Below are 21,757 nucleotides of genomic sequence, written 5' to 3'. Positions count from 1 at the left end.
CCGCTGCCGCAACGCCCCGCACCACGACGGCGGCTCGCCGGCGTCCGGTGTGCGTACTCAGCTGAAGAAGTCTTCGGCGTCCGGGGGAGTCACGCGCATCAGGAAGCGTTCGAACATGTCGTTCTGGTCGCGGCCCAGGAAGTAGCCGCTGGACCAGTGCAGATGGAAGAAGCGGCCCGCCTCGTCGACCAGGTTCAGGCCGCACTCGATGGGGTCGTAGCCGACCGGAAACAGCCGGGCGCCCAGGGTCCCGGCCAACTCGGCGATAGCCGCGGCGTCGCCCTCGTACCCCACCGTGGGCTCCATCACCATGACGTCGCGCGGCGCCTGGGGGTGGACCAGGCGCAGGTCACCGAAGCTGCGCAGCACATCGACTGCGGGCTGCACTGGTTCCAGTGGCGTGCCCTGGCGCCGGAAGTGCGCCACCACGATGTCGACGAGCTCATCCGCCTCTGAGCCGATGTCCTGCCCCGGAAACCAGTCGCTGTCACGCAGCCAGTCCCGCACCCCGGACGGCAGCGCGCCGATGGCCATGAGGCAGGCGTCTCCTTCGCATGATCGCGGCAGCCAGTGTGCTTCCCCGGCTCGCCGACGGCCTGTCAGCCAGTGCCTGGGTCAGGCCCGCGAGCAGCACCACCGCAAGTCTCAATGTCAGTGCCTTGGAGCGCTCACGTCTTCCAGGCCGGGGAGCTCGTGAGCACCGTCCACTCGCCGGCGTCGCCGTCGCGGATGGCGAGTTCGCTGCGGACGTCGTCGATGCCGTCGCTCTCCCCGATCCACCGGACGTACTTGTCCTCGGCGGTCTTCTCGCTCTTCCCCCACCCGGTCTGCATCCGGCGATCTCCCTGGTGGTGGCGGTGACGCGGTACTGCTTCTCATCGGCCACGGCGGAAGCCTACGCACCACGGAAAGAAGCGCCGCAGGTGCTGTACGGCTCGGCACCGCCGATCGGCTCTCCCTTCATGGTGCAGCGCTCCGAGCCGCTCGATTCGCGCTGATCGCGGCGGAGTTCAGGGCCCGTTCAGCGGTTTGTCGCTACCGTGGCGGTCCGGTCTCGGTGCCGCATCCCCCCGTGTGCGGCATCGAGACCGGATGTCGTGGTGCCGCCCGGCACTGTCTCGGATGGTCCGGGCGGCCCCGCTCTCCACGACGCAGCCTGGCTACCCGCGCGCACGGCGAGCGCGGCCGACAGGGCGGATGAGAAGGGGAACTGCAGCAGCCCCCCCGCAGCCGCGAGTAGGGCCTTCGGTGTGGCCCGAAAGCCCTCAGACCTGCGCGTGAGGCATTCATGACAAGGAATGCGTCGGCGTCGTGTATGTCTACAAGGGCAGAGGGGATGGATCTCGTTGAACCGGAGGGCTGTTGCCCGGCGTCGCTACTGGAGACCGGCCATCGCGGGCAAGAAGGGAAAACACCGTGAAACGTCTCGTGAGATACCCGCCTTCGCCAGGTCCGTTCACGACCATCCTGCCGAACAAGAACCCCCCGCACGCGGGTTCAAACGCAGGCCCCGGATGGTCCTGGATGGCTGTGTCCGCGCCGTTCTCGGGGTCGGGGCCGTCCGTCGCCAAGTACCGGTGGGAGGTGTTCCAGGGGGAAGGCCAGGCCCGCGCGGATCTGCAGCAGCTCCTCGACGAGGGCACCTATCCCGGGGATGGCGGCAAGGCTGCTGAGGTGCTGCGTCGAGCCGAGGGCGGTGAGGTGCTTCTGATCGCCAATACCTCCTGGGCGTTCGGCCTGTACCGGGTCCAGGAAGGGGAGACTGCTGCCGGGGCCGGCTGTTCCTTCTACGACGGTCTGGTGGTCACGATGGAGAAAGATCATGGACTTCTCCGGAATGTCCGGGGCGCTGCCATCGACGGGCAGGCGCCGCTCTTCTACTGGTCGGACGCCAGGGGCGGGTTCGTCCTGGGGTAGAGCGGCCGCAGGGGAAGGTAACTATGCAGACCTACGCCGGACCGGCTTCGTGATCAGCTCCCCGGCCGAGACGGGCGCGGTGGGGACGAGCACATCGTCGAGTACCGATGCGATCGTGCAGGCGGCGGCGCGGCTCACCAGTGGCCAGGTCATCCTCATGCACGACTGGGCCGCCAACACACGCGCCGCGATCCCGCGCATCGCGCAGGGACTCGCTGCGCGCGGCCTGTGCGCCGGGATGATCTCCCCGCCGACCGGCCGCGCAGCGGCGCCGACCGGCTGACGACTCCCTTGATCGAATGGTGAGTCGCGCCGTACGGTTCCGGCACCACCCGACGGCCCCATCGTGTGAGGAAGGTGCCATGGATCGACTCGCAGGGGACGGGCCCGCACCGCGCGGATCCTCGTGAACCGCTCCGCCCCGGACCGGTTGCTCGATGTGCTCGGCGCCTTCGACCAGGCCCATTCCGCCCTGACACTCACCCAACTCGCCCAGCGTGCCGACCTCCCGCTCGCCACCGCGCACCGGCTCGTCGGCGCGCTCGCCCGCTGGGGTGCGCTGGAGCGGGATGCCGCGGGCTGCTATCACGTGGGGCTGCGGCTGTGGGAGATCGCCGCGCTCGCCCCGCGCGGTCTGGGACTGCGGCAGGCCGCGCTGCCGTACTTGGAGGACCTGTATGAGGCCACTCACGAGAACGTGCATCTGGCCGTGCGCGACGGCACGGAGGTCGTCTACATCGAGCGGCTCTCCGGCCGTTCGGCCGTCGGCGTGCATTCGCGGGTCGGCGCGCGCTGGCCGCTGCACGCGACGGGCGTGGGCCTGGCCCTGCTCGCGCACACCGGACCGGACTTCCAAGAGCGGTATGGGGAGGGGGAGTTGGCGGCCTTCACCCCGTACACCGTGACCGAGCCCCAGCGGCTGCGGCTGATGCTGGCCGACGTGCGGCACGCGGGCGTGGCGGTGAGCGACCGTCAGATCACGGACGACGCCCTCTCGGTGGCGGCACCCGTGCGCGGCCCGCGCGGCGAGGTCGTCGCAGCGGTCTCCGTCGTCGTGCCGGCGGCGGGTGCGCGAACGCCCGCGCTGATCCCGGCGGTCCGGGTGGCCGGACGGGGCATCTCCCGGGCTCTCGGCTGGCACCCCGTCTCGTCGTCGCCTCGGGCTTCCGTCTGACGGAAGTGCTGTTGTGGCCCGTGTTCCCGGCTCCGAGTCTGGGCGGTGACGCGCGGCGACAGCGCCGCGCGGTGACAGGAGGGACACCTGCCATGACCGCCCACCCAGGCCACTCTGCCTTCGCCCGCAACCAGTGGTACGTCGCCGCTTGGTCGAGCGAGGTCGGCCGCGAACTCCTCGGCCGCACGATCCTGGGCGAGCCGCTCGCCCTGTACCGCACCGAGGCCGGCGAGCCGGTCGCCCTCGCGGACCGCTGTGTGCACCGCCGCTACCCGCTGACGGCCGGGAGTCTGGACGGCGACCGGCTGGTGTGCGGCTACCACGGCTTCACCTACGACACCGCCGGCACCTGCGTGTACGTACCCGGGCAGCAGCGCATCCCCCGTACGGCACGGGTGAGTTCGTACCCCGTGGCGGAGGTCGACGCGATGGTGTGGGTGTGGATCGGCGACCCGGAACGCGCCGACACCGGCACGATTCCCCGCGCCCCGCACCTGGCCGAGGCGGGCTGGACGACGGTGCAGGGCATGGAGCCGATCGACGCCGACTACATGCTGCTGGTCGACAACCTGATGGACCTCTCCCACGAGACGTACCTGCACGGCGGCTACATCGGCACGCCCGAGGTCGCGCAGACCCCAATCAGGACGGAGGTCGACGAGGCGGCAGGTGTCGTACGGGTGTCGCGGCACATGCTCGACGCCGAGTGCCCGCCCTTCTACGCCCGCTCCACCGGCATCGAGGGCCGCATCAAGCGCCTGCAGGACATCGAGTACCACGCGCCGTGCCTGTATCTGCTCCACAGCACCATCACCCCGACCGGCGCCGACGCCCCCCGATTCCGTACGGAGATCACGTACGCCATCACGCCGTCGACACCCGGCACGGTCTACGACTTCTGGGCGGTGTCCCGGAACTTCGTCGTCGACGACGAAGAAGTCACCACATTCCTACGGGACTTCAACCACACCGTCGTCATGCAGGACGTCGACGCCCTCAACCTGCTGCAGCGCACCCTGGACACCGAACCCGACGGCTACCAGGAACTCAGCATCAACATCGACACCGGCGGCCTGGCCGCCCGCCGCATCCTCGCGAAGCGGGCCGCAGGATGAGCGGCGACGTCCTCCGCATCGACTGGCGCCCCGACACCGACCTGCTGAACGGCCGCTGCCACTGCGGCGCCCGGCACATCTGTGACGACCCCGTGGCGATGTGGACATGGCTGCTCGCCCACCCCGACCACCCCACCCCTCCCCGGGAACAGGACACCCAGAAGGGCACCGCCCCGTGACCGAGCCGCTCGACCTCGTCGTCGCCGCACGCCGCCAGGAAGCCGCCGAGGTCGTCTCCCTGACCCTGCACCGACCGGACGGGGCACCACTGCCTGCCTGGGAACCGGGCGCCCACATCGATCTGCTCCTCGAAGACGGCCTCGAACGTCAGTACTCGCTGTGCGGCGGAGATGCGCGGTCCTGGCGGATCGCCGTCCTGCGCGAACACGACGGCCGGGGCGGATCGGCCCAGGTGCACGACCGGCTCCACCCCGGCAGCCGGGTCCTGGCGCGCGGACCGCGCAACCACTTCCGGCTGGAACCGGCGCCCGCGTACCGGTTCGTCGCGGGCGGCATCGGCATCACGCCGATCCTGCCGATGCTGACGGTCGTCGAGGAGTGGACCCTGCTCTACGGGGGCCGGTCCCGCGCGTCCATGGCGTTCACCGGGGAGTTGGCCGGCCGGCACCCGGCCGGGCGCATCCAACTCCAGGAAGGACCACTGGACGTGGAACCCTATCTCGCCGGACTGCGGCCGGGTGAGCTCGTCTACGCCTGCGGTCCGGAGGCCCTGCTCGCCGCCGTCGAGGAACTTGTCCCGCCCGAGGCGCTGCGCACCGAGCGCTTCACGGCGAGTGTGGACGATCCCGCCGACGACCGGGAGTTCGAGGTCGAACTGGCCCGTTCGGGGCGCATGTTGACGGTTCCGGCCGGGAGATCCATCCTCGCCACACTGCGGGAAGCGGGCATCGAGGTCCTCTACTCCTGCACCGAGGGCACGTGCGGCACGTGCGAGACGGACGTTCTGGAAGGGGAGGTCGACCACCGCAACAGTGTGCTGACCGCCCAGGAACGGTCCCGCCACGACACGTTGCTGGTGTGCGTGTCCCGAGCGAAGGGCGAACGGCTCACCCTGGATCTGTGACTGCGCGGGTGCGGCCGCCTTCGTGTTCGCTACGGCTGGCAGGGTTCGGGGATCCGTGCGTCCTGTGTTCCTGGGCTGAGGATTTCGGGGTGGCAGGGTGAGTTCCTCAGCGGATGCTGATGTCAGACAGGACGGGGATGTAGCGCATGGCGGACGTTGCTGTTGCGGATCAGCGCGTCGACCTTGGGCATGGCCCGGGGCGGTGCTGCATCAGACAGGCATGGGGGCCGTCCGAGGTCGTGTCGCGTCGCACGGGCTCCCAGCGCCAGCGCATCAGCTGGTCTCGGAGTCGCACATGTGGCACGGTGCATCGCCCCCATTCGCAACTGCTGCCCAAGCTCGCCGCGTGATCCAGGAGCCAACAGGTCATGAGCCATGCTGCCTGCCTGCAGGTGGCATCCGGCCGGGTGAGTGCGAAGTCGACGGATACGGTCGGCTCGGCCAGCTCGGTATCCGTCCATGCCGCTCCGGCCACCTCCGAGCGCACAGCCGTCCAGCCCATGACCGTCTCCTCGTCCCCCTGAGGACGAGGAGCGTGAGGCCCTCGGGTGCTGAATAGGCGCAGCCGGGCGATGCCTGAGAGGCTGAGGTGGGGTGTCAGACCGTGTGCCGACAAGGACAGCTCTCGCTCGTTGGCGATAGCGAGCAACGATTCGCGGTCACCGGCCTCGGCCGCTCGTATGTTGAACAACGGGAATCTTCAAGGTCAGAGAGAGGCGTAGCCGTTCTTGACGACGGGGCAGAGCACGGCGTCGAAGGCGTGGGGGGTGCCCCTATGACTTTGGCCAAGGGGTGATCGGGGTTGGTGGTGGGTAGAAGGTGCCGTCGCGGAGCATGGTGAAGAGGACGTCGGCTCGGCGGCGGGCGAGGCAGAGGAGGGCTTGGTGTGGTGTTTGCCCTGGGTGATCTTCTTGTCGTAGTAGGTGCGCGAGGGTGGGTCGGCCAGCGCGGCGAACGCGGAGAGGAAGAAGGCGCGTTTGAGTTGCTTGTTTCCTCGTCTGGAGGGTTGTTCTCCGCGGATGGAGGACCCGGAGCTTCTGGTCGCGGGGGCGAGTCCGGCGTAGGCGGCGAGGTGGGCTGCGGACGGGAACGCGGTGCTGTCGCCGACGTCGATGAGGATGCGGGTTCCGGTCCTGATGCCGATGCCGGGCATGGACATCAGGACCTGGGAAAGAGGGTGTGCCTCCAGGAGTTGCTCGATCCGGTGGGCCAGCAGTTTGCGCTGGTCGAGCACGGCCTGGAGCGAGTTGGCCAGGCTCGGGACAATCAGCGCGGCCGCATCCGTGCCAGGAACGACGACGGTCTGCTCGTCCAACGCGGTGAAGACGTCGTTGATAAGACGCTCGGCCATCCGCGGAGCCTTTGGCCGGATCAGGGTGACCAGCCGTCGGCGTCCGGCCTTGCGGATCTGGGCCGGCGATCCGAACTGATCCAGCATTTTGAGTACGGCCGGGTGCTGCATGCGCGGGCCGATCACGCGCTCGAGGTGCGGGTGGATCTGGGTGAACAGGCCCCGCAGGCGGTTGGAGAGGCGGTTTGCCTCGGCGGCCAGGTCGTCGTCGAACCCGACGATCATCTGGAGTTCGGCGAGGGTCTCGTCGTCCAGGTCGACCGAACGGAGTGTATGCGGCATTGCCCGGGCGGCGTCGGCGATGATGAACGCGTCGCGGGCGTCGGTCTTGGCCTCGCCGGGATAGAGGTCGGCGATCCGCCGCATGGTCAGGCCGGGCAGGTAGGCGATGTGGCAGCCCATGTTCCGGGCGACGGCCAGCGGCAGAGCGCCGATGGAAGCCACCTGGTCGACGATGACGAGGACGGTGCCGTGCTTGGCCTGCGGCTTGGCGAAGACCTCGCGGAGCTTGGGTTCGCTGTTGGGCAGCCGCTTGTCGAAGGTCTTCTTGCCGGTGGGGGTGAGGGCGGTGGCGTGGTGTTCGCCCTTGCCGACGTCCAGGCCGAGGTAGACGTCGATGTCACTGGTGTCGATCACGTCGTGCATCCTTCGGTGCTGTTCACCCGGCCCTGCCACGGCACTGATCGCCACATCCACATTACGAAGAGCCTCCCGACGTGCGAAAAGGCCGGTGGTCATGCCCCTGAATTGTTGTATCGACCTCAGACGCCCGGTCTGCAGCCGTAGCGTCCAGGGTGCCGGTCGGCACGGGCTCGCATTGCCTCATGCCGCCCCGCAGGGCTGGCTCATGATTAGCGTGCCACCGCCGATCGGCGCCCGCGCGGTGTGGCTCGACAGAGGCATGAACGTGTGAGACCGCAACTTCAAGTCAGGGTGCCCACCGCACACTTCTGCCGCTTCGAGTACCAGGTCAGGACGCGCGTGATCACCATCGGGATCGCCCCCCACAAGTCTTCGCACACCGCCGTCGCGATTGACGCCACGGGCCACAAGACCGGCCAGCGTCGGGTCGTCGTCAACGCCGGAACCTTCGGCCAGCTCATGCGCTGGAGCGAGCAGTGGCCCGAGCGCCGCTTCGCGGTCGAAGGCGCCGGCGGCCTCGGACGAATCCTCGCCCAGCAGCTGGCCGCCGCCGGCGAGGACGTGGTCGACGTGCCCTCGACCCTGTCCGCCAGGGCGCGCCTCTTGGCCACCGGCGGAGACCGCAAGACCGACCCCGCCGACGCGCTCCACGTCGCTCAAGTCGCGCTTTTCCGAACCGACTTGCGCAAGGTCACCGCGGAGGACCAGTCCACGATCCTCCGACTTCTGACCGAGCGACACAACGACCTGGTCAACGAGCGCACCCGCACCACGAACCGCCTGCACGCCGTTCTGCGGGACCTTCTGCCGGGAGGCGGCGCGGCTCGAGCGCGAGGCGCCAGGCCCATTCCAGGCCGTGGCGCTGGAGCACGCCCTTGTTACCCGGCACGCGCTCGGGTGTTGTGCACGGGCGATCCGTTGTGGCACGCGGGACGCGGGTCCCGTCGAGGAACTCGGCCGAACGCGGCGGCGTCCATTGATGTTGCCGGGCGACAGCACGATCAAGAGCGGCAGGCCACGGGCGACCACGGCCGTCTGCCTCCGGCGACAGCGGCTCTGGCCGCTCTCACGCCGCGTGCTTCGACTCGCCTCGACTTGCCACAAGATCAAGGGTCAGTGTGCTCATGGCCGGACTTGCACGCGGGGTTCGTCACGAACGAACCGGCTCAGCCGATAGGCGGTCGGCTGAGCCAGGCGGCCGCACAGCGTGTCGATCCGGATCGTCGACGCATCGATTCGTGCCTCGCGAAGGCGGCGCAGCTGGGCGCGCAACTCAACCTCGTCCCGTGTTTCGAAGATCACTTCCCACCTCCCCGCGTCCGGCGCAATGAGTGCAGCAAGCCGCTCTCTCCCGGCCTCTCGCCGCCGCTTCCTCTTCCCCTGTCCTGGCACCGGCCCAGAATCGCCGCGCGGTGCCGGAACGGCAAGGCAAATTGAACCAAGCCACGTCCCCGCTCGATCACTGATTGCCCGACAGGCTCTAGCGGGAAGGCCCGGTCGGAGACCTGCGGCGCTCGTTCGCTGACCAGGGCGCAGCGGTCATCGTCAACTGTTTCCGCGACCCCGATTCCGCCCAGCGCACCGTCAACGAGGTCCTGGACAGCGGCGGTTCTGCGCAACTGCTCCCTGGCAACGTCGCCGACCGGGCCGCTGTCGCCGCTCTGTTCGACGAGATCACCGGAAGGTACGGCCGTCTCGACATCCTGGTCAACAACGCCGCCTCAGGCCGGTTCACCGACGTCGACGCGGTCCATGAACGGCACTGGCTCAGGGCGCTGGCCACCAACGCGGCCGGACCCCTGTGGTGCTCGCAGGCCGCCCGTCCCTTGCTGGAGCGGGCCCGGCGGCCGGCCATCGTGAACGTCTCCTCGTCCGGAGCGGGCACCGTACTACCCGCCTACACCAGCACCGGTGCTTCCAAGGCGGCACTCGAGGCGCTCACCCGATACCTGGCCGTCGAGTACGGACCCGTCGGCATCCGGGTCAACACCGCCTCCGGCGGTCTGATCGAAGGGGAAGTCCGCGCCGGTATGCCCGGCAACGACCACCTGGAATCCGCCGCCCGCGCCAGCACTCCACTGCGCCGGATCGGCACCCCCGACCCATCGGCACCCTCGACCCAAGGATGCCTCCGCCACCAGTGATCCAAACGAAGCGCCCTAGACCCCGAAGGCACTGACACAGCCATCGCCGGGCTCGCGCTGGCCCGGGGATCCGTATGTAGAGCTTCCCCGGGCCAGGGAGTACGCCCTTGATCTGGTCTGCGCGGACCAGGCTCTCGTAGGTGGTCCACAGCCACACCTGGTTCTTCGGCATGGCCTCACCGTCCTTCGCGCAGGCTGCTGTTGGATCTCAGTGGCTCACGACGGCGGTCCGTGGCGGGCGGATACGCCGATCTCGCCCCGCCTGGACCCGGCGTCAGGTAGACGCGGTGGCGGGCAGCGCCTGCGAGAAGGCGACCCCTGAAAGGCCGGCTAGGTGCCGTGCGGGCTGGACTCGTCGTGGTGCAGCCCTGTGTCGATGTGGTGTGCGGCGGTGGTGAGGTCTGGGGGAGCGTCGAGGCCGAGTACACGGACGGCGTCGGCGAGTTCACGGGCTTGCCGGCACGGCTGTGGGGGAACCGCATGCTCGGGCGGGGGAGTGGGGACGAGGCCGCGCGGGCCAGGAACCTGGAAGGTTAGCCAGGCATTAGCGGGCGCGGCACGGCCATTAGTGATCTGCCAGCGGGGCGGGGCAGCCTCGTCCATGCACGAGGAACAGCACTCGTCACTTCCGTCCGCACCTTGCTCCTTGGGGGATCCAGCCATGCGCGCTACCACCCGTTCCGCCCTGCTCGCCGTCGCGGCCACCGCGGCGCTCGCCTTCTCGCTGACCGCCTGCAACGACAGCAACGGCACGAAGGACACCGGCGCCGGAGACTCCTCCGCTTCGGCGCCCGCCTCGACGGCACCGGGCAACTCCGCCGCATCCAACGGCAGTTCAGCCTCCACCAGTGGCAAGCCCGCCGCCGGCGGCGGAGGCAACCAGGGTGGCAGCACCGGCACTGCCACCGGCTCCGACAGCTCCTCCCAGCGGGACGGCACCAACACCGGGACCGACAGCGAGGGCACGTACACCGGCACGCTCACCTATCTCGCCGACCACAAGATGATGGTCGGCAACCAGGCATTCTGGGTCCAGAACAGCACCAACATCCTCGGTGCCGCAGCGATCTGTGGGTCCCCGGACGGCAGGGTCTCCGTCGACGACACCGGCGCGGCCAACAGGAAGTGCACCTACGACGACCTGGTGAAGGCCGCCAAGATGGGCACCGTCAAGGTGAAGGTGAAGGTGCTCAAGGACTCGGACCACATCGCCGTTTCGGTCGCCGAGATCTACCACCCGTAACGCGGGAGGAATGGCGCCGGTCGCCATCTCTCCACGTACGGCACATGAACCCGGGAGATCGCCAGCCATGTCCAATCCAGCACAGAGGGGAATCCTGACATGGGGTAGGCAACGCCGACGCGGCATGCTCCGCGCCTTGGTCGTTGCAGTGGCAGCGACACTGACCGCGTCCTCGGCACTCTTCTCGGGGGTGGCGACCGCACAGGCCGCCCCGGGGGCCGACCAGCCCGCGAACTGGAACGTCGAGCAGAACTCGGACAAGTATGACGCCGTCGGTGAACTGGCGCGCAGCCACACCATCGTGGCTCTCCAAGAGGCGCCCAACAACCTCCCGGACGCGAGCTTCAGGACCGACCCTCATTCAACCGGCCCGGTCACCGAGTCCCTGTGAAACGCCGGCTCCGACCCCCGCCCCGCGTGGCGGTACGTCTACCACTGGCTGCACACGTCCTCGGTATACGCGCGGAACCTGGCGATCGTCACCACGACACCGATGCAGGCGTTCCTCATCATCAGCCCTGGTGCTGTGCGGCCACTGCTGTGCGTATTCAACCGCGATGCCAACACGATGTACTGCCGCATCCACGCCTCCGCGGGCAGCAACGGGAGCCCCGGCGGGTTCGATGCGCCGCGCCTGGTGACCGCTGCCCAGCAGTACGCGAGCGCCCGAGGCTGGAACTGGGCTGTGCTGGGGGACTTCAACCGCGAACCCGAGTCCCTGAGTACCCCTCCCGGAGCACGCCTCTACAACAGCGGACAGGCCACTCAGGTGTCCGGGGGTGAGCTGGACTACATGGTGTCCAACGTCAACACCCCGAACTGGCCGGCCACGGTCCAGACCAACCGGGGCAGCGACCACTGGCCGGTCGTCTACAGTTCCTTCCGGGCCGCCGGCGAGCCGCCGTCTCTGACGATCCGCAGCGACAGCAACGGTGGAGTCGTCGACGCCGAGGCGCGTCGCCCACATGCGGCGGGATCGGCTTCTTCTTCCAGGCGCCGCCCTTGACGTGCATGGTCAGCACGTGGTGGCCCCGGTCGTAGTCGAGGTGCTCCACCCGGGCGTTGAGCAGCGTGCTGATGCGCAGGCAGAGCGTGTACCGCTTGAGCAGCAGGGCGTAGGCACGCTTGCGGTATGCCCTGACGCGGTGGTGGTCACGGGCGGTGACCAGCAGGGCGATCCCCTGCTCGTCGGTGAGGTCCACGGTGAGGCTGTAGTCCGGATCGATGACCGGCCGGGCCACGGCCGCGAAGGGGTTCTTCACCACCGCGGTGTCGTCGACCTTGTCGAGGTAGTCGAAGAAGCTGGAGGCCGCGCTCAGCGCGTTGGCGCGCGAGGCGTCTGCGTACGGCGGCCCGGTGCGCATAGCTGTGGTCACCGTGAAGGTCAGCCCAGTCCGGGCATTGGGGGGTTTCCCCATCGTGGGCGGGACTGTGGCTGCGTAAGGTCGCGGTGACTGATCACGATCCAACTCACTCCACACGGGGGAACTTCATGCGACGCCTGCAGACGCGTCTCCTTGCAGCAGTGGCTTTGGCCGCTCTCACCGTCGGCGGGCTCTCCGCGTGCTCGGTCCTCGACCAGAAGACCTTCGAGGACGATGCCAAGGTGCTCAAGAAGATCACCTCGATCCGTCTCGACAGCGGGAACGGCGGGGTGAAGGTGGACGCCTCGGCGGACATCTCAACGACCTCCGTGCACCGCAAGGTCAACTACCGTGGTGACAAGCCGAGCGGTACCTCGTTCAGCGTGGAGAACGGCGTCCTCACGCTCTCCGGCTGCGGCAAGGAGTGCGGCGTCGACTACGTCGTCAAGGTGCCCGCCGGTCTGGCGGTGACGGGTGGCACGTCCAACGGCAGCCTCACACTGAGCGGTGTCGGCGTGGTCGACGTGCACACGAGCAACGGCGAGATCGCGGTGAACAAGGCGACGGGCCCGGTGAAGCTGCGCACGTCCAACGGTGACGTGCACGTCAAGGAGGCCAAGGGCGGTGACATCGACACGCAGACGTCGAACGGCGAGGTGACGATCCAGACGGCCACCCCGCAGAACATCAAGGCCCGCACGACCAGCGGCAGTCTCACAGTCACGGCCCCGCCCACCAACTACCAGATCTCAGCGAGCGACTCCCACGGCGACAAGAAGGTGGCGTTCAAGAACGACCCGACGGGCAAGTACCGCTTGGATCTGTCGACAACGAACGGTGACTTGACTGTGGAACCGGCACGCCAGTGACCTTCTTCAGAGTGGCCACTGATCGCAGCCTTTCAACCGTCTCTCTTCCGCCCCCCTGCCGGAAGCCGACTACGATGGACCAAGTGCCCGGAACGCGTAGTCGTCGAGGAGTTCACCAACCACCTGAGGTGAACCGACCTGCGGGTTCTCACGCACGACCTCGTCGGCGAGGCCCGCAAGGAAGTCGGCATCGGCCCAGCGACCTCGGAACAGCACCACAGAGAGCTCGGCATCCGCAGGACCCGTAATGCGGATCCCGACGGAGTCGGGATCCTCCACCCGCGAACGGTCCTCTTCGAGAGGCTGTGGCCATGCCGCAGCCTCATCCCGCCAGGTGAGCGGACCAGCCACCAGGCCGCCAGCCACCCATCGCTGCCGACGGGCAGCAGTCTGGGCAGGGTGCGGCTCGTTCAATGCGAGCAGCGGGCCGAGCCGTTGGATGACCCGGCACACCGTCGAGGAGGAGATCCCGAACAGCGGCCCGAGCTGCCGCATGGTCAGGTTCGTGCGGTAGTACACGGCCACCACCAGGACCCGCTCGGCCAGCCGAAGGCTCCATGGTCGGCCCCGCAAGGTGCCGTTGCCGCCGCGGTCCTGGACCGCTTTCAGCAGCCGTCCGAACTGATCCATCGACAGCCCGGTGAACGTCTCCACCCACACCCGCTCGGCCCTCAACACTCCAGCCATACACCGGAGATGCCCAGCTCACGGCCGTGTGCAACACGCCTTAAAGGGTGTTGCACAACGGCGATCATGCTCAGTTTCGGCCATCGGCAACAAGGTCAACCGCCCGCCTGTGTACCGGTTTCCACCATCTTGGCGGGCGCCCGCGGACCGGATCCGAAGATCGTTCCAGCCTTGTGTATCACGCGTTAGTGATACAGGGCGATGAGGGCAGCGAGGAGAAGCGCGACCGACATTGAGATGCCCAGGATCCGATAGCGGCTCCACGCGGTCAGCGCGACAAAGAATGACCACGTCGCACCCGTAATGGTGACAGCCCACCAGCCGGCGGTCGTCTGCGCAGCGATCAGAGGAAGGGGCGCCAGCAGGAGGGTCGGTGGAATGACGGCGATCAGCGGTCTGATGCCCAACCGCTTATACACAACGGTCAGGACGATCAGGGCTGTCGTGAAGCTGAGGGGGATGACGGCAACGTCCCACCAGGTGAAGCAGAGGCCGTCCGTCTTCTGGCACGCCTGGTTGCTGTGGTGTCTGGTCCAGGAGAAGAACTGGCAGGCGCCGTAGGCGAGAAGCGCGCCGGTGACGGCCGCCCCGGCTGCTTGTGAAGAGGCGGGCCGGGGCTGTGGACGGGGTGTGTTCATGCCAGCAGGTTTCCCTATGCGATGGCCGGGGGCCTGAGTACTTCTACTCAGGCCCCCGGCTCGAATCCTGTCACTTTCCCTGGAGTGTGTGTTCCAGAGCGTCCGCGTAGAGGCGAGCCCCTGCGGGCTTGGGGTGGAAGGATTGCATCGACGGTGCGGGCGCATCGTTGTCTGCTTGCTCCCGACCGGTCTCCACGATGCCGTGGATGCTCTCGGGATTACCGCAGATGGCCTTGCCGTCGAACTCGTCCCGGGGGTCGGAGAAGACGGCCCACGAACCAGCATCCTGCGTGGCACCGTTCATCTCGGTCGTGAGTGTGTCCGCCAGTGTGCGTACCCAGTCGTTCTCTACGGTTTCGTAGGCGCCGGGGAGACAGCCGTGGTCCTTCTCCACCAGTCGCGGGTAGCCCATGAGGACGACCTTGGCGTTGGGCGCCTTGCGGTGAATGGCGTTGAGTGTTTTCACGATCTGGGGCCGAACCGAGTCGTGCAGCCATTTGGGGGCCCAGCCCTTGAGGTCCCCCGTTGTCCCGCTTGTCTTGTCGCCAGTAGCAGGGTCGATGTTGTCCAGTTCGGCGTACGGGCACGTCGTCGTGGACGGGACCGGGACGTCGATGCACTTCGTCATGATGTCGGCGAACCTGGCGTCGTTGCCGCCGATCGACAACGTCACCAACGTGGTGTTGCCGTCCAGATAGCCGGAGTCGATCTGCGGAACCTCGCTGGACTGGCCCTCAGCCAGAACGTTGTAGGTGCGTGCTCCGGAGCAGGCGACGAAGTGGTAGTCCATCCGCGGGTCGAGACTGTCGGCCAGGTTGCCGATCGACTTCGTTTCCTCAGGCAGGGTCGTCTGTCGCGACCAAGCGAGCGTGGAACGGTGGCATTTGTCGATGAGCTTGTCGTTCTGCTTGTCGTAGTGGTCGGTCTCCGGGTACAGGTCCTTGCCGCCCGGTGCGGTGGCTCCTTCACCTGAGGAATAGGAGTCGCCCATGGCCACGACCGAGTTCGCCGGTTTGCCGGACAGGGGCTGGAAGGCCACCGCGTCCCAGGCGACGTCCTCGTCAGCTGTGCCGTCCTTGGTGGTGTTCGACAGCGTGACCTTCGGGGTGCCGGTGAAGTGGAACGCACCGAGAGGGACCCATCCGCCGGCGCGCTGGAGCACGACTCGGGTGGGGCTGGTGCTGTCCGTACCGCCGACGGTGTAGGCGGCCTGCCGGGTATGGGCGCCGGTGTCGGGCAGATGGACCAGGACGCGGGCCCAGTTGAGGCTCTGTCCGAGCGTCCAGGTGCCGTCGATGGTCATGTAGCCGTTGAGGCCGCCGTAGTGGCTGCTGTTTCGGGTGTGGGTGTACCAGTAGTGGCCGCCGTAGCCACCGCCCACCGAATGCAGGTCCGCCTTCGCCTGGTAGCGGCTCTCGGTGCCCGGATAGAACGTGAACTGGAATTTGCCCGCCGAGCTGATCGAGCCGCAGTCACTCCATGATGGGGTGCCGTCGGGCACTGAGGCGACAATCTTGGATCCGGCCGGGGCCCCCGAGCAGACCGGTGTCCCGGTCTTGAGGCGATAGCCCCGTCCCGGCTCCGAGACCAGGCTCTGGTACTTGATGTTCTCGTGGCCGCAGGTGCTGGCGCAGTTGATCTTCCAGGTCGCATTGGTCTGGTTCCACCAGTACTTCGCGTAGCACTCCGCGTCCGGGCAGTCCGGCGGCGTGTCAGGGTTGCAGTTGTTCTTGCTGTTGCAGAACACATCCAGTGAGGGCTGGACGGCGGTGCGGTCGGTGGGAGTGGTCCACCAGGCAGGCCGGAATCCGGCCGAGGAGAATCCGGACTCACCGGGCCAGTCCTGTCGGCCGTCAGTGCTGTAGGAGAAGCCGGTGTCCATGGACCAGGCGGCCCAGCCCATCACCTTCTCCTCATAGGGCCAGTCCTGGGGGTGCGCGGCGTCCTTGTTGGCCTCGGGTCCGTCGACGTCGGTGTTCATGAAGGGGTGGCCCCAGCTCTTCTTGTAGAGCGGGTTGGCCGGGTTGTTGTACCAGCCCAGGCCCCAGTGCCCGGCATGCTTGGATGCCTCGGAGGGCGGGTTGAAGCCGAGGTTGTAGTTCCACACGGCCGTGAACCAGTTCTCGACCATGGCCGGGTCGTCGTTGTTGACGGTGACCTTCTGCCCGTCCTTGTGCACCTCGTTCCACTTGTCCGCGAGGATCTTCATGGAGGCGGCGATGTTCGACGCGTAGTCGACCGAGACGAGCTTCTGCAGGGCTGGGGAGAGGCTGGTCTCGTGGTCCTTCTCGTGACCGGCCATCCGCATACCGTCGGTGACCTGCCCGACGCCATAGCCGCAGTCAGACTTGTCCCAGTTGATCTGCCAGTACGCGGCCGGGTCGTTCGGATCGGCCTTGTGACCGTAGTAACCGTCCACGGCGGCAAGGGGGTTGCCCATCTGGCCGGGGACCGAACCGCCCTCGGCCTGCCACAGGTTGGACTCCTGGGCCATGATGCCCAGCAGCACGTTCGCGGGTATCTTGCCCCCGCCACTCAGCGTCGGCGGCGGGAACAGCCCCTGGGGGTCGATCGTGCCGAGGCCAGCTTGGTCGCGGTAGCCGCCCTGCCGGATGTAGGTGGAGCGCAATTTGCCGCGCACCGCCATGTCGACGGCCCACTCGACCTGGTTCGGGGTCGGCTGTAGGGCCTGTACCTTCACGTCGTTGCGCGAGACGGCGCACCAGCGGTCGCCGTCCGTCGGCTCGTGCGACACGGCGGCGGCGGTGTGCATCGGCTTGCGGGTCCCGGAGCCGGTACCAAGCGCCGGGGAAGGGTTGGTACCGGAGCCGTTGGTGGCCTCCTGCCGCACGCTCTGGACGAGCTTGGTGCCGGTGGTGGTGGCGGTGCTGGTGACCGTCACCGGCGCGGTGCCGGTCATGGTCGCCGGGGCCTGCGCGGTGGAGCGGCCTTCCGGGGCGGGCTCGGCCTTGGTGAAGCCCTGGCCGGCGTCCTTGATGTGCGCCAGCCCAGCGCGCACGCCGGGGGTGAGGACCGGCTCGATGGCCAGGCGGCCGTGTGTCGACAGGGCGGTGTCACCCGGCGCGTCAATGCGGGTGATCCCGCTTCCCGCTACAGCGGAGGTGCTGCTGGGGCGGCCGGTGAGGAAGACTCTGCCCGCCGCGCCCTGCATCAGGTCGAGGCCACCGAGCTTGCCCGAGGCGATCGTGGACGGCTTGCCGCTGCCGCCGAATACCTTGGCGTGTGCGGTGTGGTTGCCCTCGAGGTCGATGAAGGCGATCTTCCCGCCGACGGTGGGCCGGATGTCGAACGGGACACTGTCCGCGTCGGCGAGGTTGCTCACCTTGCCCGAGCGGTCGAGATGGATCAGGTGGTTGCCGCGGGCGGCGATCGCGCCGCCCTTCACCGGGACCGCACTGGTGATCTCGCCGTGCGCCGCGGCCGCGTCCGTGGTCTTTCCGCTGGTGTTCACGGTGACCACGCGCGTCTTCGTCTTCTGAGGGTCGTTCATGTCCCGGAAGGCGGTGAACGCGGCCATGTGCGTGACCGTGTTGCAGGAAGGGTCAAAGTAGGCCAGCGACGCAGTGAACGGCAGCTTCGTCACCGCACCGCTGTGGACGTTGACCACGGCGGCGAACGCGCCGCCCTGCATCAGATCCGGCTTGTTCGTGAACGCACGCGGGGCATACACGACCGCGACATGCTCGGCGTCCATGACGCACTGGTTGCCGATCCACGAATCTGCGGGCATACCCGGCTCGGAGAGCGTGGCGGCGGTCTTCCAGGCGTACGCCTTGCTGCTGTCGGCGACAAGGATCTTCAGGCCATCGCTGTCGGCGGCTGCCGTGACGGCACGGTCTTCGGAGACCTTCCAGCCGCGGCCGAGCTCCTTGTCCGGGTTGGCCACCCGGTCTGAAGGCTGCGGTGGCGCAGCCTGCTTGCCGCCTGGGTGGGGGCCGGCTGCGGCTACGGCCGGGGCGGCCTGCATCAGGCCACCCGTCAGAGCGGCGCACGTCAAAGCGGCGGCCCAGGGCGCGCGCGTGCGTCTTATGGATCTCAAGAGGATGTTCCCCGATTCTTGTTGCGTATCGTCCGTGCCGGGCCCGAGCGCGAGACCAGCCCGTCTGACACGGGCGGCGGTCGGCGGTGATGTGGAGGGTCGTCACCGGCGTGTGCTCCGCGTGAGCGGAAGCACATGCCAACCCGGTCGCGAGCTTTGGGTGTTCGCATGCCGGGCCTGTCCAGCACGAAGGCGCCGCGGCCCGGTGGCCGGGCGCGGTGACAGGAGTGAAAGAGGCGGGGTCGCCCCCTGCTCCAGGTGCGGCCCCGCCAGACGAAGGTCAGGTCTTGCTGCGCTCGACGCGAGTGAGCGACACCTTCGGACTACGGGGAGCCGCTTTGCCCTCGCTGGTGAAGGTGAGCTCCGTGGGCACAGAGGTCCCGGGATACACCCCCACGACATCAGTGGCAAAGCGCCGCGAGGCCACGAAGCCTCCCTCCCCCTTCACCTGGAGCGTCACACGGTAGAAGTACCGGGCATCTCCAGAGTTAGTGATCTTGACAGGCACGGTGACTGTGTCCCCTGTGGAACGCGGGTGAAAGACCGTCACATCACCTTGAGAGAACAGGGGCTGACCGAAGTTCTTGTCGTCACCGCCCTTGGGGGCTCCGCTCACCGGAACCCCGCTGGGAGCGTCTGCCGCCCGTCCCCGTTGCGCCTGCTTCTCCGCAGCTCGCGCCGCACTGTTCTCACCACGCGAGGCCGAGGGTGACGCGGAAACAGACGGTACCTCAGCAGCTTTGGACTGGGCGGATGAGTCATCCTTCCCGCCACAGCCGGTGAGGACCGAAACGGCCGCCACACTCACCACGGCCCCGGCCAGCACCTGACGCATGCCTCTCGCCTCAGTCACAGAGGTAGGCGTAGTCGGAGTGGTACGTGGCGTACTTCACCGAGGCGGACGACGAGTCCTTCATGAACGCATCCACGGTGGCGCATACGGGAGCCGAGGTGTACACCGGCCCCGCGTACTGCAAGAACACGCCCTTGTCCGAGGCGCACTTCTTGTTCATGTCGCACACGGTCAAGCTCATGTATTTCTTCGTGCCCAGGTTGTTGTCGTAGATGGTGCAGCCGCCCCTGTTGCCCCCCTTCGTGTAATTGAAGATCGTGGCGATCCGCTTGTTCGGGTCGGGGTCACCGAGCGGCTTGGCGTTCTGCAGCGCGTAGCCGTCCCCACACACGGTGGCGGCCAGCGCGACCGCCTGCGGAGCGGACTTCGCCATCCGCTTCGCCTCCGGAGTGGCCTTCGCAGCAAGCAAGTTCGCCGGAGTCGGAGCATCGGCCGCCGTCGCCGTGTGCACCACGGCGCCCATAGCGACCACCGCCGCTCCTGCTACAGCCACACGCGCCAGAGTTCTACCTAAAGACAACACAAGTCCCCCCAGGAACAGTGGTGTTGGTGGAATGCCTTCACCCCCGTCGCCGCGACTGAATCTGCAGGCTCGGTGAAGACGGGGGGACAGTAGCTACTCAGTCTCTTCACGGGCAACCGGTCTAGACCTGCCGCGCAGAGCCCACCCCATGTAGGGGGAACCTAAAAGTGACGCACCTTCGATGTCGCCTTGGCGATTCGACCGGAACGGTTAGTTCTGTCCCGTATTGGCCCTCGGCTGTTCGTCGCTTAGAGCAACAGCAGTGACGTGCGTCACGCGCGCTGACGCGCGTAGAGAACACGGTCAAACGCAGGGAAAGTCCGCGCGAGGTTGTACTCGGGCAGGCAAAGAGGTCCTCAACCCTCTCTTCTTCGTAAGAGGTTCGTTCGCATCGTGCTGCTGTTGCTCAGGTGCGCGGCTTCAGCGGGCTGGGTCTCTACCCGAGCGTGAGGGAGAGCCCCGAGGCGCTGCTGGCCGTGTACGGGTGGTGCCCGCCGAGAGCTACCGTGGGGCCCGTGCGGGGGCGTGGACGATCCGGTGTCTGTGGTGCCGTCGGGTCCAGCGGGTGCGACTGACCGATCTCGAGCAGGGCGAGGGTGGTTGCCGCACCTGCCCGCCCCCACCCGCGAGGAGCTCCTGCACATCCTCACGGGCCGACTCGGGGACTCCAGGTTCAGGGAACTGACGTCCTGCCCTCGCTGTGACCAGAGTCCTGCTGACCACGGGTGCCCGGTATGTCGCGCCACCGGATGACATCGATACCGGTGGCACGCTGCCGGGCCGGGGGTCAGTACGGCAGTCCGATCAGTCCCCAGCCGCGCCGTTCGGCCTCCTGTGTCACCTGGCCCCAGTCGCGCAGCAGGGCTGCGAAGTTGTCGAAGGTGTCCATCCAGCTCCAGCGGCCGGCGGCGTGCTGGGTGAACGGTGCGCGGAGTTCCTCGAGGTGGGGTTCGGCGCGCTGCCAGGGCGTTCATTAGTGGCCCCGCTGGAGCAAGTTGAGATGGCCCCACTTTGTGGATAATCAGTGAAGCTGGGGCGTAGTAGTGCAGCCCCGTAGGGCGGCGTGATTTGGGGCCGGCGGAGAGTACGGCTTGATCACGCAGAGGGGATGAATTGGTGCAGCAGTGGCCCGAGGGTCCAGCAGCCGATCCGGTGGCAGCACGAGAGCGGTATGACTCCGACATGAAGGCGGCCCGTGGGGCACTGAGAGAGGTGTTTCGTGCTGACCTGCCTGCCGCGAACTTCGGTCTGGTGATTGTGATCGTGGTGAGCGTGACCGCGGGCTTTGCGGCAGGACCCGCGGTCAGTGCCGGCATCGGCGGAGCGTTTGCCGTGCTGTTCTTCGCGACACTGCTGGTCATGTTCCTGCGAGGCGTGCGGGGAGAGGACGCGCTGCGGCGGGCATACCTCTTCACCTTCGGGTGGGCGAACTGGATCTAGCCACCGCAGTGGGACACGGCGTGCGCTGTCCCTGGACGACGGTGGTCAGCGGAGTCCGGTGTTCTTGGCCTTGGTGCGGGCAAGGCGATAGGACTCGGTGCCGGTCTCGATCAGGGTGGCGTTCAAGGTGAGCCGGTCTCCTCTCGATGCTCCAGCTCTTCACTCAACGAGCCCATCGCAGCCCCCAAAGTCCTGCCGCAACAGTAGGAGACACGAGCCCGTCACCACAGTCCACCCAGACGTCATGCCTGCTCAACAAGCCCCGGCCGAAGAGCTATCTCCAGCTTGCTTCATCGAGTAGTTCGCGTACTCTTCCCCGCTTTCGCTCAGTGGTCGTCAGTCCGCTTCTCTCGCGCGTCTGGGCTGCGCGCGAGCCACCGGCGCGAGTTGAGTCCGTCCGGCCAGCACGCTCGTCCGCATCACCGAGCGGTCGCTGCATCTCCGCGGCCGCCGCCCAGTCTTGAGCGACGGCGACTGGTTCCCACCCGTATCCATCCCATCGCGAGATCACCCGCGGGGCCTGTGGGTCCACATGCGAGCCTCGCTCCGGCCCTGAAGTCAGCGCGCTGAGGCGCAGCCGCCCCTTCTTACGCTGCCGTGCCATCTCGCGCCGCCGTGCCCACACCTCAAAGGACTCGTCTTCCATCTCGTCA

The 21,757-nt window shown here is 67.7% G+C and carries 19 protein-coding genes and 3 pseudogenes; 13 read left to right on the top strand and 9 right to left on the bottom strand.

Annotated features, from left to right (window positions below; translation table 11 throughout):
* Window positions 1-57: 57 nt before the first annotated feature.
* Entirely contained in the window at window positions 58-534 is a 477-nt protein-coding gene (locus ACQB60_RS40710; RefSeq protein WP_496931139.1) for an SUKH-3 domain-containing protein, read from the bottom strand.
* Between the two features lie 134 nt (window positions 535-668).
* Entirely contained in the window at window positions 669-833 is a 165-nt protein-coding gene (locus tag ACQB60_RS40705) for a hypothetical protein (RefSeq protein WP_496931138.1), read from the bottom strand.
* A 691-nt stretch (window positions 834-1,524) separates the two neighbouring features.
* Between ACQB60_RS40705 and ACQB60_RS40700 the strand changes: the two genes are divergently transcribed.
* The 6 genes and pseudogenes from ACQB60_RS40700 (at window position 1,525) to ACQB60_RS40675 (ending at window position 5,290) form a co-directional block, all read left to right on the top strand.
* Window positions 1,525-1,917, top strand: a complete 393-nt coding sequence (locus ACQB60_RS40700; protein WP_496931137.1) for a hypothetical protein — start codon at window positions 1,525-1,527, stop codon at window positions 1,915-1,917.
* A gap of 97 nt (window positions 1,918-2,014) precedes the next feature.
* Window positions 2,015-2,200 (top strand): annotated as a pseudogene (locus ACQB60_RS40695) (polysaccharide deacetylase family protein); the annotation flags it as partial.
* 123 nt (window positions 2,201-2,323) lie between these two features.
* Complete coding sequence (locus tag ACQB60_RS40690; protein WP_496931136.1) at window positions 2,324-3,091, top strand: IclR family transcriptional regulator; 768 nt, start codon at window positions 2,324-2,326, stop codon at window positions 3,089-3,091.
* Between the two features lie 92 nt (window positions 3,092-3,183).
* Window positions 3,184-4,206: an aromatic ring-hydroxylating dioxygenase subunit alpha gene (locus tag ACQB60_RS40685; RefSeq protein ID WP_496931135.1), complete on the top strand. Its 1,023-nt coding sequence runs from the start codon at window positions 3,184-3,186 to the stop codon at window positions 4,204-4,206.
* On the top strand, window positions 4,203-4,385 hold the full coding sequence (locus ACQB60_RS40680) for a hypothetical protein (protein ID WP_496931134.1): 183 nt from the start codon (window positions 4,203-4,205) through the stop codon (window positions 4,383-4,385). The genes ACQB60_RS40685 and ACQB60_RS40680 overlap by 4 nt, the downstream gene beginning before the upstream one ends.
* Window positions 4,382-5,290 carry a PDR/VanB family oxidoreductase gene (locus ACQB60_RS40675; RefSeq protein WP_496931133.1) on the top strand — a complete coding sequence of 303 codons (909 nt, stop codon included), beginning with the start codon at window positions 4,382-4,384 and terminating at the stop codon, window positions 5,288-5,290. Before ACQB60_RS40680 ends, ACQB60_RS40675 begins: the two co-directional genes overlap by 4 nt.
* 773 nt (window positions 5,291-6,063) lie before the next feature.
* On the opposite strand, the pseudogene ACQB60_RS40670 reads toward ACQB60_RS40675, so the two are convergent.
* Window positions 6,064-7,286, bottom strand: a pseudogene (locus ACQB60_RS40670) (IS110 family RNA-guided transposase).
* A 288-nt stretch (window positions 7,287-7,574) separates the two neighbouring features.
* On the opposite strand from ACQB60_RS40670, the gene ACQB60_RS40665 reads away from it, so the two are divergent.
* The 5 genes from ACQB60_RS40665 to ACQB60_RS40645 all read left to right on the top strand — a co-directional run bounded on the left by ACQB60_RS40665 (window position 7,575) and on the right by ACQB60_RS40645 (window position 11,061).
* Window positions 7,575-8,720, top strand: coding sequence for an IS110 family transposase (locus tag ACQB60_RS40665; protein WP_496931132.1), 1,146 nt, complete (start codon window positions 7,575-7,577; stop codon window positions 8,718-8,720).
* 68 nt (window positions 8,721-8,788) lie between these two features.
* Window positions 8,789-9,427, top strand: a complete 639-nt coding sequence (locus ACQB60_RS40660) for an SDR family oxidoreductase (RefSeq protein WP_496931213.1) — start codon at window positions 8,789-8,791, stop codon at window positions 9,425-9,427.
* Between the two features lie 339 nt (window positions 9,428-9,766).
* On the top strand, window positions 9,767-9,964 hold the full coding sequence (locus ACQB60_RS40655) for a hypothetical protein (protein WP_496931131.1): 198 nt from the start codon (window positions 9,767-9,769) through the stop codon (window positions 9,962-9,964).
* Window positions 9,965-10,088: 124 nt separating this feature from the next.
* Window positions 10,089-10,670: a hypothetical protein gene (locus ACQB60_RS40650; protein WP_496931130.1), complete on the top strand. Its 582-nt coding sequence runs from the start codon at window positions 10,089-10,091 to the stop codon at window positions 10,668-10,670.
* 148 nt (window positions 10,671-10,818) lie between these two features.
* Window positions 10,819-11,061, top strand: a complete 243-nt coding sequence (locus ACQB60_RS40645; RefSeq protein ID WP_496931129.1) for a hypothetical protein — start codon at window positions 10,819-10,821, stop codon at window positions 11,059-11,061.
* 415 nt (window positions 11,062-11,476) lie between these two features.
* Here ACQB60_RS40645 and ACQB60_RS40640 read toward each other — a convergent pair whose 3' ends face one another.
* On the bottom strand, window positions 11,477-12,034 hold the full coding sequence (locus ACQB60_RS40640) for a site-specific integrase (protein ID WP_496931128.1): 558 nt from the start codon (window positions 12,032-12,034) through the stop codon (window positions 11,477-11,479).
* Between the two features lie 161 nt (window positions 12,035-12,195).
* Here ACQB60_RS40640 and ACQB60_RS40635 point away from each other — a divergent pair, with 161 nt between their 5' ends.
* Window positions 12,196-12,903, top strand: a complete 708-nt coding sequence (locus tag ACQB60_RS40635; protein ID WP_496931127.1) for a DUF4097 family beta strand repeat-containing protein — start codon at window positions 12,196-12,198, stop codon at window positions 12,901-12,903.
* A gap of 411 nt (window positions 12,904-13,314) precedes the next feature.
* Here the strand turns inward: ACQB60_RS40635 and ACQB60_RS40630 are convergent.
* From ACQB60_RS40630 to ACQB60_RS40615, 4 genes and pseudogenes are all read right to left on the bottom strand, one after another.
* Window positions 13,315-13,590 (bottom strand): annotated as a pseudogene (locus ACQB60_RS40630) (helix-turn-helix domain-containing protein); the annotation flags it as partial.
* 185 nt (window positions 13,591-13,775) lie between these two features.
* The gene (locus tag ACQB60_RS40625) at window positions 13,776-14,228 is read right to left on the bottom strand and encodes a hypothetical protein (RefSeq protein ID WP_496931126.1); all 453 of its coding nucleotides are present in this window, start codon (window positions 14,226-14,228) and stop codon (window positions 13,776-13,778) included.
* A gap of 70 nt (window positions 14,229-14,298) precedes the next feature.
* Window positions 14,299-18,135: an SGNH/GDSL hydrolase family protein gene (locus ACQB60_RS40620; RefSeq protein ID WP_496931125.1), complete on the bottom strand. Its 3,837-nt coding sequence runs from the start codon at window positions 18,133-18,135 to the stop codon at window positions 14,299-14,301.
* Window positions 18,136-19,133: 998 nt separating this feature from the next.
* Complete coding sequence (locus ACQB60_RS40615; protein ID WP_496931212.1) at window positions 19,134-19,604, bottom strand: hypothetical protein; 471 nt, start codon at window positions 19,602-19,604, stop codon at window positions 19,134-19,136.
* 1,176 nt (window positions 19,605-20,780) lie between these two features.
* On the opposite strand from ACQB60_RS40615, the gene ACQB60_RS40610 reads away from it, so the two are divergent.
* A complete protein-coding gene (locus tag ACQB60_RS40610) occupies window positions 20,781-21,104 on the top strand; it encodes a hypothetical protein (RefSeq protein ID WP_496931124.1) in 324 nt (107 codons plus the stop codon).
* 274 nt (window positions 21,105-21,378) lie between these two features.
* Here the strand turns inward: ACQB60_RS40610 and ACQB60_RS40605 are convergent, their stop codons facing one another.
* Window positions 21,379-21,750 (bottom strand): DUF6087 family protein, encoded by a 372-nt coding sequence (locus ACQB60_RS40605; RefSeq protein ID WP_496931123.1) that lies wholly within the window; start codon window positions 21,748-21,750, stop codon window positions 21,379-21,381.
* Window positions 21,751-21,757: the final 7 nt, after the last annotated feature.

Origin of the sequence: Streptomyces odontotermitis (assembly GCF_050510915.1) — a bacterium.
GTDB lineage: Bacteria > Actinomycetota > Actinomycetes > Streptomycetales > Streptomycetaceae > Streptomyces.
This window is presented reverse-complemented; position numbering and strand designations above follow the sequence as displayed.

What these genes read in the sequence shown, in the direction of transcription:
- ACQB60_RS40710 (WP_496931139.1), bottom strand. Translation starts at nt 534, where the DNA reads ATGGCCATCGGCGCGCTGCCGTCCGGGGTGCGGGACTGGCTGCGTGAC.
- ACQB60_RS40625 (WP_496931126.1), bottom strand. Translation starts at nt 14,228, where the DNA reads ATGAACACACCCCGTCCACAGCCCCGGCCCGCCTCTTCACAAGCAGCC.
- ACQB60_RS40605 (WP_496931123.1), bottom strand. Translation starts at nt 21,750, where the DNA reads ATGGAAGACGAGTCCTTTGAGGTGTGGGCACGGCGGCGCGAGATGGCA.
- ACQB60_RS40680 (WP_496931134.1), top strand. Translation starts at nt 4,203, where the DNA reads ATGAGCGGCGACGTCCTCCGCATCGACTGGCGCCCCGACACCGACCTG.
- ACQB60_RS40705 (WP_496931138.1), bottom strand. Translation starts at nt 833, where the DNA reads ATGCAGACCGGGTGGGGGAAGAGCGAGAAGACCGCCGAGGACAAGTAC.
- ACQB60_RS40640 (WP_496931128.1), bottom strand. Translation starts at nt 12,034, where the DNA reads ATGCGCACCGGGCCGCCGTACGCAGACGCCTCGCGCGCCAACGCGCTG.
- ACQB60_RS40685 (WP_496931135.1), top strand. Translation starts at nt 3,184, where the DNA reads ATGACCGCCCACCCAGGCCACTCTGCCTTCGCCCGCAACCAGTGGTAC.
- ACQB60_RS40700 (WP_496931137.1), top strand. Translation starts at nt 1,525, where the DNA reads ATGGCTGTGTCCGCGCCGTTCTCGGGGTCGGGGCCGTCCGTCGCCAAG.
- ACQB60_RS40615 (WP_496931212.1), bottom strand. Translation starts at nt 19,604, where the DNA reads ATGGGCGCCGTGGTGCACACGGCGACGGCGGCCGATGCTCCGACTCCG.
- ACQB60_RS40650 (WP_496931130.1), top strand. Translation starts at nt 10,089, where the DNA reads ATGCGCGCTACCACCCGTTCCGCCCTGCTCGCCGTCGCGGCCACCGCG.